Origin of the sequence: Solimonas soli DSM 21787, from assembly GCF_000474945.1 — a bacterium.
GTDB classification, from domain to species: Bacteria; Pseudomonadota; Gammaproteobacteria; order Nevskiales; family Nevskiaceae; genus Solimonas; species Solimonas soli.
This window is the reverse complement of the sequence record NZ_AXDW01000010.1, coordinates 216,289-232,618: the sequence shown is the minus strand read 5'-3', so window position 1 is coordinate 232,618 and position 16,330 is coordinate 216,289. Positions and strand designations below refer to the sequence as shown.

The 16,330-nt window shown below is 68.1% G+C and carries 15 protein-coding genes; 6 read left to right on the top strand and 9 right to left on the bottom strand.

What is annotated here, in order from left to right; all coding sequences use genetic code 11:
* Window positions 1–12: 12 nt before the first annotated feature.
* Genes K344_RS0106925 through K344_RS20565 form a run of 5 tightly spaced genes read left to right on the top strand, consistent with a single transcriptional unit; the run spans window position 13 to window position 3,775 of the window.
* Window positions 13–1,233 (top strand): type II secretion system F family protein, encoded by a 1,221-nt coding sequence (locus K344_RS0106925; protein ID WP_028080061.1) that lies wholly within the window; start codon window positions 13–15, stop codon window positions 1,231–1,233.
* A 12-nt stretch (window positions 1,234–1,245) separates the two neighbouring features.
* Window positions 1,246–2,112 (top strand): prepilin peptidase, encoded by an 867-nt coding sequence (locus K344_RS0106920; protein ID WP_028080060.1) that lies wholly within the window; start codon window positions 1,246–1,248, stop codon window positions 2,110–2,112.
* Window positions 2,109–2,771, top strand: a complete 663-nt coding sequence (coaE, locus tag K344_RS0106915; protein WP_028080059.1) for a dephospho-CoA kinase — start codon at window positions 2,109–2,111, stop codon at window positions 2,769–2,771. Before K344_RS0106920 ends, coaE begins: the two co-directional genes overlap by 4 nt.
* Before the next feature lie 15 nt (window positions 2,772–2,786).
* Window positions 2,787–3,566 carry a cell division protein ZapD gene (zapD, locus tag K344_RS0106910; RefSeq protein WP_028080058.1) on the top strand — a complete coding sequence of 260 codons (780 nt, stop codon included), beginning with the start codon at window positions 2,787–2,789 and terminating at the stop codon, window positions 3,564–3,566.
* The gene (locus K344_RS20565; RefSeq protein ID WP_043113966.1) at window positions 3,563–3,775 is read left to right on the top strand and encodes a DNA gyrase inhibitor YacG; all 213 of its coding nucleotides are present in this window, start codon (window positions 3,563–3,565) and stop codon (window positions 3,773–3,775) included. Before zapD ends, K344_RS20565 begins: the two co-directional genes overlap by 4 nt.
* 12 nt (window positions 3,776–3,787) lie before the next feature.
* On the opposite strand, the gene K344_RS0106900 is transcribed toward K344_RS20565, so the two are convergent.
* The 4 genes from K344_RS0106900 to K344_RS0106885 form a co-directional block, all read right to left on the bottom strand.
* The gene (locus K344_RS0106900; RefSeq protein WP_028080057.1) at window positions 3,788–4,717 is read right to left on the bottom strand and encodes a Nudix family hydrolase; all 930 of its coding nucleotides are present in this window, start codon (window positions 4,715–4,717) and stop codon (window positions 3,788–3,790) included.
* On the bottom strand, window positions 4,717–5,937 hold the full coding sequence (argJ, locus tag K344_RS0106895) for a bifunctional glutamate N-acetyltransferase/amino-acid acetyltransferase ArgJ (protein WP_028080056.1): 1,221 nt from the start codon (window positions 5,935–5,937) through the stop codon (window positions 4,717–4,719). The genes K344_RS0106900 and argJ overlap by 1 nt, the downstream gene beginning before the upstream one ends.
* Window positions 5,938–6,176: 239 nt before the next feature.
* On the bottom strand, window positions 6,177–8,948 hold the full coding sequence (gene secA / locus K344_RS0106890) for a preprotein translocase subunit SecA (RefSeq protein ID WP_028080055.1): 2,772 nt from the start codon (window positions 8,946–8,948) through the stop codon (window positions 6,177–6,179).
* A gap of 129 nt (window positions 8,949–9,077) precedes the next feature.
* Entirely contained in the window at window positions 9,078–9,944 is an 867-nt protein-coding gene (locus K344_RS0106885; protein ID WP_245586141.1) for a M23 family metallopeptidase, read from the bottom strand.
* Here K344_RS0106885 and K344_RS0106880 point away from each other — a divergent pair.
* Complete coding sequence (locus tag K344_RS0106880) at window positions 9,936–10,337, top strand: hypothetical protein (protein WP_169729252.1); 402 nt, start codon at window positions 9,936–9,938, stop codon at window positions 10,335–10,337. The two genes, K344_RS0106885 and K344_RS0106880, sit on opposite strands and share 9 nt — an antisense overlap.
* An 88-nt stretch (window positions 10,338–10,425) precedes the next feature.
* Here the strand turns inward: K344_RS0106880 and lpxC are convergent, their stop codons facing one another.
* The 5 genes from lpxC to K344_RS0106855 form a co-directional block, all read right to left on the bottom strand.
* Window positions 10,426–11,349, bottom strand: a complete 924-nt coding sequence (lpxC, locus tag K344_RS0106875) for a UDP-3-O-acyl-N-acetylglucosamine deacetylase (protein WP_028080052.1) — start codon at window positions 11,347–11,349, stop codon at window positions 10,426–10,428.
* Window positions 11,350–11,508: 159 nt separating this feature from the next.
* Window positions 11,509–12,765 carry a cell division protein FtsZ gene (ftsZ, locus tag K344_RS0106870; protein ID WP_245586140.1) on the bottom strand — a complete coding sequence of 419 codons (1,257 nt, stop codon included), beginning with the start codon at window positions 12,763–12,765 and terminating at the stop codon, window positions 11,509–11,511.
* Window positions 12,766–12,987: 222 nt separating this feature from the next.
* Window positions 12,988–14,217 (bottom strand): cell division protein FtsA, encoded by a 1,230-nt coding sequence (ftsA, locus tag K344_RS0106865; protein ID WP_028080050.1) that lies wholly within the window; start codon window positions 14,215–14,217, stop codon window positions 12,988–12,990.
* Entirely contained in the window at window positions 14,218–14,985 is a 768-nt protein-coding gene (locus K344_RS20560) for a cell division protein FtsQ/DivIB (RefSeq protein ID WP_051361966.1), read from the bottom strand.
* A 281-nt stretch (window positions 14,986–15,266) separates the two neighbouring features.
* Window positions 15,267–16,232: a D-alanine--D-alanine ligase gene (locus K344_RS0106855; protein ID WP_028080049.1), complete on the bottom strand. Its 966-nt coding sequence runs from the start codon at window positions 16,230–16,232 to the stop codon at window positions 15,267–15,269.
* Between the last annotated feature and the right edge of the window lie 98 nt (window positions 16,233–16,330).

Sequence of the window (16,330 nt, the reverse complement as noted above, 5' to 3'; positions counted from 1 at the left end):
GGGACGCAACAGATGGCCAACGCGCCGGCAGTGAAGGAACATCAGTTTCGCTGGGAGGGCACCGATCGCAAGGGCAACCGCATCAAGGGCGAGCGCGTCGGCCCGAGCGAGCACTTCATTCGCCTGCAGCTGCGCCGCGACGGCATCAATCCCATCTTCGTGCGCAAGCAGTCGGCGCTGTTCGCCAAGCGCAAGCGCAAGATCACCAGCGCCGAGATCGCCATCTTCATGCGCCAGATGGCGACGATGATGGCGGCGGGCGTGCCGCTGGTGCAGTCGCTCGAGATCGTCGGCCGCGGCCACGACAATCCGAGCCTCGGCGAGATGATCATGGCGATCAAGCTGAACATCGAGGGCGGCTCCTCGTTTTCCGAGAGCCTCGGCAAGTTCCCGCTCCATTTCGATGATCTCGTCGTCAATCTGGTCGAGGCCGGCGAGAAGTCCGGCACGCTGGAAGCTCTGCTCGACAAGATCGCCACGTACAAGGAAAAGACCGAGGCGATCAAGAAGAAGGTCAAGAAGGCGCTGACCTACCCGACGGCCGTCATCGTCGTCGCCTTCATCGTCACCGGCATCCTGCTGTATTTCGTCGTGCCGCAGTTCCAGGACCTGTTCCAGGGCTTCGGCGCCGACCTGCCGGCCTTCACCCTGATGGTGATCGGCCTGTCGAAGTTCGTGCAGTCGTTCTGGTGGATGATCGCGCTGATCATCGGCGGCAGCGTCTTCGGCCTGACGTTCGCCCACAAGCGATCGCGGGCGTTCCGGCGCTTCCTCGATCGCGTGCTGCTGAAGGTGCCGGTGATCGGCGACATTCTCTACAAGTCCGCGGTGGCGCGCTTCGCGCGCACGCTGTCGACCATGTTCGCCGCCGGCGTGCCGCTGGTCGAGGCGATGGAATCGGTCGGCAAGGCGGCCGGCAACATCATCTTCACCGAAGCCATCCTCAAGATGCGCGACGAGGTCGCGACCGGCCAGCAGCTCAATTTCACCATGCAGCAGGCGAACCTGTTCCCGAACATGGCGACGCAGATGGTGCAGATCGGCGAAGAGTCGGGCGCGCTCGATTCGATGTGCGCCAAGGTCGCCGACTTCTACGAGGCCGAAGTCGATGCGCTCGTCGATGCGCTGTCGAGCCTGCTGGAACCGATGATCATGGCGGTGCTCGGGGTCGTGGTCGGCGGCCTCGTCGTTGCCATGTACCTGCCGATCTTCAAGCTCGGCCAGGCGATCTAGCCGGAAGCCGCCATGACCCTGCTCGAAGGGCTGCGCAGCAGTCCGGTCCTGCTCGTCGCCTGCGCGACGATCCTCGGCCTGCTGATCGGCAGCTTCCTCAATGTCGTCATCCTGCGCCTGCCGCGCATGATGGAACAGGCCTGGAAGCGCGAGGCGCGCGAGGCGCTGGAGCTGCCGCCGCTCGACGAAGCGCGCGTCACGCTCGCCCATCCGCCGTCGTGCTGCCCGCAGTGCGGGGCGCCGATCAAGCCCTGGCACAACGTGCCGGTGCTGAGCTGGCTCGCGCTGCGCGGCCGCTGTGCCAGTTGCGGCACGCGCATTTCCCTGCAGTATCCGCTCGTCGAGCTGGCGGCCGGCCTGCTCGCCGCGGCCTGCGCCTGGCGCTTCGGCTACGGACCGCAGCTCGCCGCGGCGCTGCTGCTCAGCTGGACGCTGCTCGCGCTCGCGGTGATCGACCTGCGCACGCAGCTGCTGCCGGATGATCTGACGCTGCCGCTGCTGTGGCTGGGCCTGCTGCTCGCGTTCGTGCCGGTGTTCGCCGACCTGCGCGCCGCCGTCGCCGGCGCCATGGCGGGCTATCTCGCGCTGTGGTCGATCTACTGGCTGTTCAAGCTGACGACCGGCAAGGAAGGCATGGGCTATGGCGACTTCAAGCTGCTCGGCGCGCTCGGCGCCTGGCTCGGCTGGCAGGCCTTGCCGGCGATCGTGCTGCTGTCGTCGGTGGTCGGCGCCGCGGTCGGCGTCGCGCTGATCGTCGCGCGCCGCCATGGCCGCGAGGTGCCGATTCCCTTCGGTCCCTATCTGGCGGCGGCGGGCTGGCTGGTGCTGATGTTCGGCGATGCGCTCAACCATCTCTACCTGCGGGCGGTGATGGCATGACGCTGACCATCGGCCTGACCGGCGGCATCGCCAGCGGCAAGTCGCTGGTGCAGTCGCAGTTCGAGGCACTCGGCGTGCCGGTGCTCGACGCCGACCGCGTCGCGCGCGACGTGGTCGCGCCCGGCTCGCCCGGCCTCGCCGCGATCGCCGCGCAGTTCGGCGCGGACTTCATCGCCGCCGACGGCGGGCTCGACCGCCGCCGCATGCGCGAGCACGTCTTCGCCGACGCCGCGGCGCGGCAGCGGCTCGAAGCGATCACGCATCCACTGATTCGCGAACGGATGCGGGCCTGGCGCGCGACGCAGCGCGGCCCGTACTGCATGCTCAGCGTGGCGATCCTGCTCGAAGCGAAGATGCAGGACATGGTCGACCGCGTGCTGCTGGTCGATGCGCCGGTCGAGCTGCAGCTGGCGCGGCTCGTCGAGCGCGACCGCATTGCCGAGTCGCTGGCGCGGCAGATGCTCGCGGCACAGCTGAGCCGCGAGGCGCGCCTCGGCGCCGCGCACGACGTGCTGTTCAACGCCGGCGAGCCGGCGGCCGTGAGGCAAGCGGTCGCCAGCCTGCATCGCTATTACCTGCAACTCGCCGAACGCGGCGACTTCAAGGCCCCCGGCCTGCGTTTGCCGGCTATTGAGAACTCGTTCACAATCAAAATTTAGCCGTCATACCTTGAAGTGAGCGAACGGGACGTCGCGGATCTGGTGTTCGAGCAGCCGCTCAACGAGCGGGTGCGCACCTTTCTGCGCCTCGAGCTGCTGTTCGCGCAGTATCGCCACCATCGCAAGGACGGCGCCGTGCACGGCGTGCGCTCGACCTTGCACGCGCTGCTCGATCTGCTGGTCGTCATCTCGCGCTCCGACCTGAAGAACGACATCCTCAAGGAACTGACCGATCAGTATCACCATCTCACGCGCCTCGCGGCGAAACCGAGCGTCGACCAGGAACGCCTGCGCGGCGTGCTGGCCGAGATCACCGCGGCGCTCAACGAACTGCAGCAGCTCGCCACGCAGTTCGCCAATTCGCTGCTGCGCGGCAGCGACTTTCTCACCAGCATCCTCAACCGCTCGACGATTCCCGGCGGCACCTGCGGCTTCGACCTGCCGCACTACCACTGGTGGCTGTCGCAGCCGCGCGCGCACATCGAGCGCGATCTCGACGCCTGGTTCGCCGACCTGCGCCCCTTCGAGCGCGCCATCCTGCTGTACCTGAAGCTGCTGCGCAGCAGCGTGCAGCCCGAGGCGGTCTCGGCCGGCAACGGCATTTATCTGCACACGCCGACCGGCCCCTGCGTGCTGGTGCGCGTGCTGGTGCCGGCGGCCGCCGGCGTCTATCCGGAGATCAGCGCCGGCCGCCACCGCTTCACGGTGCGCTTCATGGGCCTGCGCGACATCAGCAGTCGCGCCCAGCAGGCGCAGAGCGACATTGCCTTCCAGCTGCAGTGCTGCAATCTGTGAGCACGCCGGCACCCGAAAACGGCGGTCGTCCCTATCGCATCGGCTCCTGCCCGCAATGCGGCGTGTCGGTGCGCCTCGACGACAGCAATCCCTGGCGTCCCTTCTGCTCGGAGCGCTGCAAGCTGCTCGATCTCGGCGAATGGTTCGGCGGCCGTTTCGGCATTCCGAGCGACGACCAGACGCCGCCCGGCGATCCCGACAAGCCGTAGCGTTGACAGGCTTTAGGACCAGTAGGCGCTGATGGCGGCGATGCCCTGCGCATACCGCTGCTGCACGGCGTGCAGATCGTCCGGCCCCATCCCGCCGAGCCAGTACACCGGCAGGTTGGCGCGCTGCGTCCAGTGCGCCGCCTGTGCCTCACCGAGGCCCGCCGCGCCCGCATGGCTGGCGGTCGGCCGCACCGCGCCGAGCACCGCCGCGTCGAAGCCCAGCGCGGCGGCACGCCGCAACTCATCCGGCGTGTGCGCCGACGCCAGACACAAGGCCGGGCCGGCCGGCCGGGCCGGCAGGGTGGCGAGCACTGTCGTCGTCGCGTGCCAGCCCGACGCGCCGATCCGCGCGGCCATCTCCGGTTCGCGATCGACGATGACGCGCAGACCCAGCGGCCGCGCCGCGGCAATCACCGCGGCGGCGAGCGCGCGATAGTCCCCGTCGCGCAGTGCCGGCAGGCGCAGGCGCAGCAGCGCGCCGTGCGGCAGGCGCGGCAGGCGCGCGAGCAGCGCGTCGGCATCGATGTCCGGCGGCGTGAACACGTAGTGCGCCGGCAGGCGCAGCGCGGCGACGATCGGCCCATCGGCGGCGAGGATCGGATAATCCTTGATCCGCGCCGGCGCGACCCAGGCCAACGCCTGCCGCTCGCGACCCTGCGCTTCGCCGCCCCAGGCGGTGATGCGCCAGCAATCGAGTTCGACCGTGCGATCGCTGTAGTCGTGCACGACCTTGATCAGCGGCCGCGCCTCGCGCACGGTGACGCCGAGTTCCTCGTGCAGCTCGCGCAGCAGCGCCGCGCGCGGCGATTCGCCGGCCTCGATCTTGCCGCCGGGAAATTCCCACTGCCCGGCGGCGATCTTGCCCTCGGGCCGCTGCGCGATCAGCACCTCGCCGGCCGCATTGACGAGGCAGCCGGCGGCGACGGCGATGCGCGGTCGCATCAGGTGCGGTATTCCGCGTTGATTTTCACGTACTCGTAGCTGAAGTCGCAGGTCCACAGCCGGGCCTGCGCGTCGCCGCGGCCCAGCGTCACGCGGATCGTGAATTCCGGCCTGGCGACGATCGCCGCGCCGCGCTCCTCGCGGTAGCCGGGATGCGGCTCGCCGCCTTCGAGCAGGATCACGTCATCGAGCGCGACGCCGACCTTGCCGGGGTCGAGGCCGGCGACGCCGGCCTTGCCGATCGCCATGACGATGCGCCCCCAGTTGGCGTCGCCGGCGAACATCGCCGTCTTCACCAGCGGCGAGTTGGCGATCGCGTAACCGACCTGACGCGCCTCGGCGACGTCGCGCGCGCCGCCGACGTCGATGGTGATGAAGCGCGTCGCCCCCTCGCCGTCGCGCACCACGGCCTGCGCCAGCAGCAGGCAAACCTCGCGGATCGCGGCGGACACCGCGCCGTAATCGACATCGTCCACATCGATGTCGCGCGTGCCGGCCTGTGCCGTCGCGCAAAGCACGCAGGAATCGTTGGTCGAGGTGTCGCTGTCGACGGTCACGCAATTGAACGACACGTCGACCGCCGCGCGCAGCGCCGCATCGGTCGCAGCCGGCGTCAGGCATGCGTCGGTGGCGACGAAGGCCAGCATGGTCGCCATGTGCGGCTCGATCATGCCGACGCCCTTGGCGATGCCGGTGACGGTGATCTCGCCTTGCGAAGTCTGCACGCGCCGGCTCGCGCCCTTCGCCACGGTGTCCGTGGTCATGATGGTGCGCGCCGCGAGATTCCAGTGGCCGGCGTCGCGCGCCGCCGCGGCTTTCGGCACCGCCGCCAGCAGGCGATCCATCGGCAGTCGCTGGCCGATCACGCCGGTCGAGAACGGCAGGACCTGGGCCGCCGCGCAGCCGAGCGCGGCGGCGACCGCCTGCGTCGTCGCGCGCGCGTCATCGAGCCCTCCGCTGCCGGTCGCCGCGTTGGCGTTGCCGGCGTTGACGACCAGGGCGCGAATCGCCGACGAGGCCTGCAGATATTCGCGGCACAGCTGCACCGGCGCGGCCGCGAAGGCGTTCTGCGTGAACACGCCGGCAACGCGGCTGCCTTCGGCAAGCTCGACGATCAGCAGATCGTTGCGCCCCGGTTTCTTGATCGCCGCCTCGGCGACGCCGAGACGCACGCCGGCGACCGGCAACAGATTCTTTGGTTCGGACAGATGGACGGCCATGACGATTCCAATGACAGCCAAAAGAAAAGCGCCCGTTACCCAGGCGCCTCGCCATTTTGCGGTGATCCGGCTGTTCAAGCCAGCGGCTTCAAAAGCTCCACACTCGCAGCAAACGCGAGGCGCTGCGCAGTCGTCGTTGTGAGCAGGGCCGAGGTCGCGTTCGCCGCGCACAGCTGTGCTGCAGCACAGCGAGCACGGCGGGCGCGAGATCGGCCCGCGCAGCAGACGAATGCGCAGCGCTAGACGAGAGCGCCGTGGCAGTGCTTGTACTTCTTGCCGCTGCCGCAAGGGCAAGGATCGTTGCGGCCGACCTTCGGCATCTCGCGCACCATCGTCGCCGGGCGCTCGACGGCGACCGGCGCCGGCTCGAAGCGGCGCGGCGCGACGGCCGGCCCCGGGGCGGGCGCCGCTTCGGTCGGCGCATTGTCGACGGCGGTCGGCGCGGCGTCGTGCTGCAGCTGCATGCGCTTTTCGAGCAGCTCGGCCTGGCGCCGGCGCTGTTCCTCGACGGCCTGAACCTCGGCCTCGGTCTGGATGCGCACGCGCGACAGCATGGTGATCACTTCGTGCTTGTAGCGCGCCAGCATGTCGTTGAACATGCCGAAGGCCTCGCGCTTGTACTCCTGCTTCGGGTCCTTCTGCGCGTAGCCGCGCAGATGGATGCCCTGGCGCAGGTAGTCGACCGCGGCCAAGTGCTCGCGCCAGAGATTGTCGAGCGTCTGCAGCATCGCCGCCTTCTCGAAGTGCTCCAGCACCGGCGCGCCGACCTGCGCCTTCTTCGCTTCATAGGCGCCGCGAACCTGATCGAGCAGGCGCGCGCGCAGGCTCTTCTCGTTGAGATCGCGTTCCTCGTCCAGCCACTTCTTGATCGGCAGGTCGAGCGCGAAGTCGCGGCGGAAGGCTTCCTGCAGGCCCTCGACGTCCCACTGGTCTTCGATCGATTGCGGCGGGATGTGCGCGTCGATCACGGCGCTGACGACGTCCGGACGGATGGTGTCGACCATGTCGGTGACGCGCTCGGCCGCCATGATCTGGTCGCGCAGTTCGTATACGGCCTTGCGCTGGTCGTTGGCGACGTTGTCGTATTCGAGCAGCTGCTTGCGGATGTCGAAGTTGTGCGCCTCGACCTTGCGCTGCGCGGTCTCGATCGCGCGCGTCACCCAGCGATGCTCGATCGCCTCGCCTTCCTGCATGCCGAGGCCCTGCAGCATGGCGCGCATGCGCGGCGGCGTGAAGATGCGCATCAGGGTGTCGTCGAGCGACAGGTAGAAGCGCGAAGCGCCGGGATCGCCCTGACGGCCGGAACGGCCGCGCAGCTGGTTGTCGATGCGCCGCGATTCGTGGCGTTCGGAGCCAATGACGTAGAGGCCGCCGGCCTGCAGCACCTGCTCGTGGCGCTGCTTCCACGCCGCCTTGGCGGCTTCGCGCGCGGCGGCGTCGTCCTCCGGCAGCTGCGCGATCTCGGCATCGAGATTGCCGCCGAGCACGATGTCGGTACCGCGGCCCGCCATGTTCGTCGCGATCGTCACCGCGCCCGGACGGCCGGCCTGCGCGACGATCTCCGCCTCGCGCTCGTGCTGCTTGGCGTTCAGCACCTCGTGCGCGATGCCTTCCTTCTTCAGCAGGCCCGACAGCAGCTCGGAGGTCTCGATGCTCGCGGTACCGACCAGCACCGGCTGCTGCTTGGCATGCGCCTGCTTGATCTCGGCGATCACCGCCTTGAACTTGTCCTGCGCGTTCATGAACACCAGGTCGCCCTGGTCCTTGCGCAGCATCGGCCGATTGGTCGGGATCACCACCACTTCGAGGCCGTAGATGCTCTGGAACTCGAAGGCCTCGGTGTCGGCCGTGCCGGTCATGCCGGACAGCTTGCCGTACAGGCGGAAGTAATTCTGGAAGGTGATGCTGGCGAGCGTCTGGTTTTCCTGCTGGATCTTGACGCTTTCCTTCGCCTCGATGGCCTGATGCAGGCCGTCGGACCAGCGGCGGCCCGGCATCATGCGGCCGGTGAATTCGTCGATGATGACGATCTGGCCGCCGCGCACGATGTACTCGACGTCGCGCTTGTACAGATGGTGGGCGCGCAGCAGGGCGTTGAGGTGATGCAGCAGGACGATGTTCGAGGCGTCGTACAGCGAGTCCTCGGCATCGAGCAGCTGCGCCGCGCGCATCAGGTCCTCGACCTTCTCGTGGCCTTCCTCGGTGAGATGCACCTGCTTGGATTTCTCGTCGACCGAGAAATCGCCCGGGCCATCCTCTTCCTTCTGCGCGACCAGCTTCGGGATCAGCGCGTTGATCTTGCGGTACAGCTCCGGATCGTCATCGGTCGGGCCGCTGATGATCAGCGGCGTGCGGGCCTCGTCGATCAGGATCGAGTCGACTTCGTCGACGATCGCGTAGTGGTGGCCGCGCTGCACCTTATCGGCGAGCGAGAAGGCCATGTTGTCGCGCAGATAGTCGAAGCCGAGTTCGTTGTTGGTCGCGTAGGTGATGTCGCAGGCGTAGGCCTCGCGCTTCTCCTCCGTGGTCTGGCCGGAAACGATGACCCCGACCGACAGGCCGAGGAAGCGGAAGATGCGCCCCATCCACTCCGAGTCACGACGCGCCAGATAGTCGTTGACGGTGACCACGTGCACGCCCTTGCCGGGCAGCGCATTGAGATAGGCCGGCAGGGTCGCGACCAGCGTCTTGCCTTCGCCGGTGCGCATTTCGGCGATCTTGCCTTCGTGCAGGATCGCGCCGCCGATGAGCTGCACGTCGAAGTGGCGCATGCCCATCACGCGCTTGCCGGCTTCACGGACCACGGCGAAGGCGTCGGCGCGGATCTGCTCGAGCGTTTCACCCTTGGCGAGCCGCTCGCGCAGCACGACGGTCTGTTGCGCCAGCTCGGCATCGCCGAGCGCCGCGTACTTCGCTTCGAGCGCGCCGACGGCTGCCACCAGCGGGTCGAGCTTCTTCAGGATGCGCTGATTACGGCTTCCGAAGACCCGGGCCAAAACATTGTTGAACATAAGCTCGTGACAGGGCGGTAGGCCGACGCGCGTGGCGCCCGGCCAAAAGAGAATGACGCTTATTTGGGCGCGTATTATGCCTTGCTTGGGGCGGGCCGCAGCGATTCAAGCCGCGCGGCCGCCGCAGGCTCAGCGCGCGGCCTGGATGAAGGCCTGGGGGTCGACCTGAGTCCCGTTGTACAGCACTTCGAAGTGCACATGCGGACCGGTCGAGCGGCCGGTCGAGCCGATGCGGGCGATGGCCTGCCCGCGCGAAATCTTGTCGCCCATGTGCACGAGCACCGCGCTGTTGTGCCCGTAGCGGGTCGCGTAGCCATTGCCGTGGTTGATCTCGACGAGATTGCCGTAGCCCTCGCGCGGTCCGGCGTAGGTGACGATGCCGGCACCGACGGCCTGCACGCTGGCGCCCATGCGGCCGGCGAAATCGATGCCGGCGTGCCGCGCCATGCGGCCGGTGAACGGATCGGTGCGGGTACCGAACAGTGAGCTGATGAATCCCGCCTGGATGGGCCAGCCCGAGGGCCGTACCTCGCGCTGCAGGCGGCTCGCCACCAGCAAGTCCTCGAGCACGCGGAACTGGCGCTCGCGGTCGCTCAGCTGCCGCTCGTAATTGGCCAGCGAGCGCAGCACCGGGTCGTCCGGCGCGTCCTCGCTGGCGTCCTCGGGGCCGCCGATCGCCGGCGGCAGGCTGAAATTGAACTCGCCTTCGTCGAGCCCGGCGATCTCGGTGAGCCGCTGGCCGGCGGCGTCGAGACGCAACACGTGCGCCTGCAATTCGGCGAGCCGGCGCGACAGCGCCGCGGAGTTCTCCTCGGCTTCGGCCCGGGCCACCGACAGCGCCTGCCGCTGCTGCCCGACTTCGGCCGCCCAGGCGGCGACCAGCCGCGGCGGCAGCACGCTCGAACCTCCGCGCGTCCAGTATCCGACGGCAAAGCTCGCGCCCAGCAGCAGCAGGCCGGCGAGCGCGAACGGCAGCCAGCCAAAGACGTGACGCACGTCAAGGCGCAGACGCCAGGTCCGTCCACGCTGGTGGCTGACTACAATAATATCCATCGTCCCTTGCCCGAGTCCCTGGTGCGCGATCCGCTATCCGTAAAGCAGCTGATGCATCGGTTGCCGCAAAACAGCAGCGGCACGCCGTGGCTCGCACGCCTGCAATGCCTCACCGATATCAACCGCGCCTTGCCTCTCTGGTGCGACGAGCCTTGGATCCAACAGATCCGCGTCGCGAACATTCGCGAGCAGACCGTGGTGATCTTTTCGGCTTCCGCGTCAGCCCTCGTGCCCTTGCGTCACCGCAGCGGCTCATTGTTGGAATGGCTGAACGACCGTTTCCGGCTTTCCTGTACCCGGCTCGAAGCCAAGGTACGCCCCCCGATCACGGTCTAGCCCCGAGTGTAGGGGCCGCACCACAACAGAGCAAGCCGGCCACTCGGCCGGATTGACGAGCAAGAATTGGGCCGCCGCCCCCGCGACTTCAGGCGGCGGTCGCCAGGCTGCCGCGGACGTAGGCGATCGGCGCCCTGGCCGCCTGGTCCTCGAAGGTCACGATCTCGTATGAGGACGGATCGTCGAGTACGGCGCGCACGAGCTTGTTGTTGAGGGCGTGGCCGGACTTGTAGGCGGTATAGGCGCCGATCACCGGGTGGCCGAGCAGATAGAGGTCGCCGACCGCGTCGAGAATCTTGTGGCGCACGAATTCGTCGTCGTAGCGCAGGCCATCATGGTTGACGACGCGGAAGTCGTCGAGCGCGACGACATTGTCGAGGCTGGCGCCGAGGCCGAGGTTGTTGGCGCGCAGGGTATCGAGTTCGCGCAGGAACCCGAACGTGCGCGCGCGCGACACTTCCTTGACGTAGTTCGCCGTCGAGAATTCGATGACGGCGGTCTGCCCCGACGACTTGAACACCGGATGCTTGAAGTCGATGTTGAAGGCGAGGCGGAAGCCTTCATAGGGCTCGAAGCGCGCCCACTTGTCGCCGTCCTGCACCTGCACCGGCTGGCGGATGCGCAGGAAGCGCTTCGGCGCGTCCTGTTCGTGGATGCCGGCCGACTGCACGAGGAACACGAACGGACCGGAGCTGCCGTCCATGATCGGGATTTCCGGCGCCGACAGCTCGACCACGCAGTTGTCGATGCCGAGGCCGGCGAGCGCCGACATCAGATGCTCGACGGTCATGATCTTCACGCCGGCGTCGTTGACCAGCGTGCTGCACATGACGGCCTCGCGCAGCATGTGCGCGTCGCAGGGAATCTCGACCGGCGGATCGAGATCGGTGCGGCGATAGACGATGCCGGTATCCGGGCCGGCGGGCAGCAGTGACATGTACACCTTGCGACCCGAGTGCAGGCCGATGCCGCTCGCGCGTACCGCCTGCTTCAGCGTGCGTTGACGAACCATGTCACCTTCTGTCCGGCAAAAAAAGGAAAGGCGCGGCGCCAAGCAGCGCCGCGCCAAGGACACGGAATTGTAACAGCAGTTTCGCAGCGGGTCAGTCCGACGCCAGGGCGCCGGTGGCGGCCGCCGCCCCGGACGGTGGACGGCGGCAGCGAACGGATTTCAGTCCGCCTGATTCCGCAGGAAAGCCGGAATGTTGATGATGTCCTCGTCGAGCCCGAGCGGGAACGCGCTGCCGCCGGTCGCCGCGACCTTGCGCTGCTGCTGGCGATGCACGGCCGGAATCTCGAGGTTCGGCGAACCCATGTGCGGCATCGGCTGGCCATAGGCCGGCTGCGTCTGCGCGTACAGCGCCGGCTCGGCCGGACGGATGAACTGCGCGACGCGCGGATTGCCCGGCATGGCGGCCGGCGCGCTGAGCGTCGGCGCCGCCACCGCCTTGCTGCCGGTGAGGCCCGTGGCGACGACCGTCACGCGCAGCTCGCCGTTGAGGTTCGGATTGATCGACATGCCGACCTTGGCATCGGCCTCGTCGGACGCGATCTCGCTGACGCGCGCGCTGATGTACTCGTACTCTTCGAGCGAGAGGCTCTCGTCGCAGGTGACGTTGACCAGCAGGCCGTGCGCGCCGTGCAGCTCGATGTCGTCGAGCAGCGGGCTCGACAGCGCCATCTCGACGGCGCGCTGCGCGCGATCCTCGCCGGTCGCCATGCCGATGCCCATCATCGACATGCCGCGGTTCGACATCACCGTCTTGACGTCGGCGAAGTCGACGTTGATCAGGCCCGGACGGGTGATCAGGTCGGAGATGCCCTGCACTGCGTTCTGCAGCACGTCGTTGGCGGCCTTGAAGCAGTTCAGCAGCGTCACCTTCTTGCCGAGCACGAGCGACAGCTTTTCGTTCGGAATGAGGATCAGCGAATCGGTGAACTGGCGCAGTTCGTCGATGCCGCGCTGCGCCACGGCCATGCGCTTCTTGCCTTCGTGCGCGAACGGCTTGGTGACGACCGCGACGGTGAGGATGTTCAGCTCCTTGGCGATCTGCGCGATGACCGGCGCCGCGCCCGTGCCGGTGCCGCCGCCCATGCCGGCGGTGACGAACAGCAGGTCCGTGCCTTCGATCATTTCGCGGATGCGGTCGCGATCCTCTTCCGCCGCCTGCCGGCCGACGTTCGGATCGGAGCCGGCGCCGAGGCCGCGCGTGATCTCCGCGCCGATCTGCAGCTGATTGGTCGGCACGCAGCGCTCAAGGTGATCGCGATCCGTGTTGGCGCTGATGAAGTCGACCCCTTCGATCGACGCCTGCGCCATCTGGTTGACGGTGTTGCAACCACCGCCACCGACGCCGATGACGCGGATGACCGCGCGTCGCCGCTGGCCATCCATCAGTTCGAAAATTTCCCGTGTCTGTCCGCCCATCTTTGTGCTCCTGACGCCTCAGAGGCGCTCGTCCGTGTTCATCCAAACGCGCGCCTGCCGCCACGCGCTCACTTCACGAAGTCCTGCAGACTCGGCCCGCGGATGTCCGTTTTTCTTTGTAAACATTTCCGCGAAATTAAAATAATGAATCACTGTGCCAATGTCAATGACAAGACTTCAGAAAACGTAAAAATTTCACTACCAGCCCGACCTCTTCGCCGCTCAGAAACTGCCCTTGATCCATTCGTTGACGCGCGCCAGCCAGTGGCCGACGCCCTGCGTCGGCACCGCGGCGACCTGCGGCGCGTTCTGGCGCCCGTACATGAGCAGGCCGACCGCCGTCGCGCAGGCCGGGTTGCGCACCACGTCCTTGATGCCCTGCACCTCGTGCGGCAGGCCGAGCCGCACCGGCAGCTCGAATACCTCCTCGGCGAGCTCGACGACGCCCGGCATCTGCACCGCGCCGCCGGTCAGCACCACGCCGCCGGCGACCAGCTCGTACCAGTCCGAGCGGTGCAGCTCCTTGCGGATGAAGCGGAACAGTTCCTCGTAGCGCGGCTTGATGACCTCGGCCAGCGTCAGGCGCGACAGGCGCCGCGACGGCGCGTCGCCGACGCCTTTCACCTCGATCTCCTCGTGCGCGGCGGCGAACTGCGGCAGCGCCACGCCGTAGTGCACCTTCAGTTCTTCGGCGTACGGCGCCGGCGTGCGGAAGGCGACGCTGATGTCGTTGGTGACCTGGTTGCCGGCGATCGGCAGCACGGCGGTATGGCGGATCGTGCCGCCGCGGAACACGGCGATGTCCGAGGTGCCGCCGCCGATGTCGACCATGCAGACCCCGAGATCGCGCTCGTCCGGCAGCAGCGTCGCGTAGCTCGACGCGAGGTGCTGCAGGATCAGCTTGTCGACCTTGAGGCCGCAGCTCTCGACGCACTTGTAGATGTTCTGCGCCGCCGAGATCGAGCCGGTGACGATGTGCACCTTGGCCTCGAGCCGCACGCCGTGCATGCCGACCGGATCGTGGATGCCCTCGCGGCCATCGACGACGAACTCCTGCGGGATCACGTGCAGGATCTTCTGGTCGGCCGGAATCGCGATCGCGCGCGCCGCGTCCATGACGTTGTCGACGTCGCGCTCCGACACGCTGCCGGCCCGCACCGGCGCGACGCCCGCCGAGTTCAGGCTGCGGATGTGCGTGCCGGAGATGCCGACGAACACCGACTGCGCGCGACAGTTCGCCATGTGCTCGGCGTTCTCGACGGCGCGCTTGATCGCCTGCGTCGTGTGCTCGATGTTGACGACATCGCCGCGGTTCATGCCGCGCGACGGCGCCTCGCCGTAGCCGACGATTTCGATGTGACCTTCCGGCATCTGCTGGCCGACCACGGCCACGCATTTCGCGGTGCCGATGTCGATGCCGACCAGCAGGTTGCGCTCTTCGCGGCGTGCCATTCAGTGGCCCTCCCTCGGTTCGCTCTTCGATTCAGGTTTCGGCGACGTGCGCCAACCGACGGAAAATCCGTTCGTGTAGCGCAGGTCGATGTATTGCACGTCGGCCATGCGGTCCTTCAGCGCGTGCTCGGCCGGGCCGAGCAGCACCTCGAGCTTGTCCTGCGGATCCTCGCGACCGAAGCGCAGCTCGACGCCGTTCGCGGTGTGCGCGTTCCATTCGCCGCGCGCGTCCTGCGTGAGGCCCTGCAGCGGGAACGAGGACTGGATCAGCCGCGCGCTGAGGGCGCGGAACATGTCGGCGACCAGCGCCTCGTGTCCGGCGGTGCCGGCGAGCTGCGGCAGGCCTTCGGGAATCTCGGCCGCCGGCGGCGTGAAGGCGCGCGCCTCGGTATCGAGCAAGGCGTCGTCGCCCCAGCGTGCGAACGGCACGCGCTCCCAGGCGCGCACGCGCACGGTCGCCGGCCACACGCGCTCGACGCTGGCGCGCGAGGTCCACGGCAAGGCCTCGACCGCGGCGCGCACGGCGCCGAGGTCGAGCTCGCCGAAACGGCGATCGACCAGCGGCCGCACGGCGGCGTCGACATCGGCGAGCTTGAGGCGCGTGAAGCGGCCCTCGACCTGGATGCGCGCGACCGGCTCGCGGCTGCCGAATTCGAGTGCGCCCCAGCCGGCGGCGAGCACCGCCGCGAAGGCGGCGATGCCGATCGCCAGCAGCAGGTGCCGGCGCAGCGGCGTGGAATCGAAGTCGAGCAGGTCGTCGGCCGTCATGTGGGAGCTGCCTGTGCCATGGGCATCGCTGTGGCCGAGGCCGTTTTGGCCCAGCGCCAGAAACGAGGAGCGCCGCGCACTCGAACGCGCGCAAGCGACGAGTGACGCCGCGATGGGCCAAAACGGTCCGGCCCCTTTGGGATGCCGTTTTTTGGCAAGCCGCCATGCCGCGCTGCGGGCCGTTTCTCGGGAATCACCCAAGTGCGGGTCCCGCGCCTTGCCTGGCGACTTGCCAAACGGCAGCACAGCGATGTCCATGGCATAGGCAGCTCCCAGCGCGGTCATCCGCCGCCCTCCGCCGCACCGCTGAGGGTGTCTTCGAGAATCGCCCAGCACAGCGAGGCGTAGTCGATGCCGCGCGCCTTGGCCGCCATCGGCACGAGGCTGTGCGAGGTCATGCCCGGCACGAGGTTCGCTTCGATCAGCCACGGACGGTCGTCGCCATCGAGCATGAAGTCGACACGGCCCCAGGCGCGCGCGCCCAGAATCTCGAAAGCGCGCAGGCAGATCGCCTGGATCTCGCGCTCGAGCGTGGCGTCGAGGCCGCTCGGGCAGTGGTAGCGCGTGTTGTCGGAGAGATACTTGGCCTGGTAGTCGTAGAACTCGCCGTCCGGCTCGATGCGGATCGTCGGCAGGGCTTCGCCGTTGAGGATCGCGCAGGTGAATTCGTGGCCGTGCCGGCCGCCGCCGATGAAGCGCTCGGCCATGACGACACGCTGCCGGTCGCCGCGCGCCAGCTGCCAGGCCGGGTACAGCTGATCGGCCGACTTCACTTTGCTGACGCCGACGCTGGAGCCTTCTTCCGACGGCTTGATCATCAGCGGCAAGCCGAAGCGGCGCGCCGCCTCGTCGAGATCGCGTTCGCTCTCGATCCACAGCCAGTCCGGCGTCGGCAGCCCTTCGGCCTTCCACAGACGCTTGGTGCGCAGCTTGTCCATCGCCAGCGCCGAGGCGAGCACGCCGCTGCCGGTGTACGGAATGCCCTGCAGCTCGAGCGCCGCCTGCACCGTGCCGTCTTCGCCGCCGGTGCCGTGCAGGATGTTGAAGACGCGGTCATAGCCTTCGTGCTTGAGGTTCAGCACGCGCTCGGGCGTCGCGTCGATCAGCGTCGCATCGACGCCCTTGTCGAGCAGCGCCTTGTGGATGCCTTCGCCGCTCCACAGCGCGACCTGACGCTCGCTGCTCCAGCCGCCCGCCAGCACGGCGACCCGGCCGAAATCCTTGGGATCGTTGGTCTTCCTAGCCACGCGCGGCGCCTCCCGCAGCCTGGCGCAGCCATCCCTGGCGCGACGGCAGCTCCCCATTGACCCCCGGCCCGGCCATCCCTGGCCGGGCGTTCGCGTCC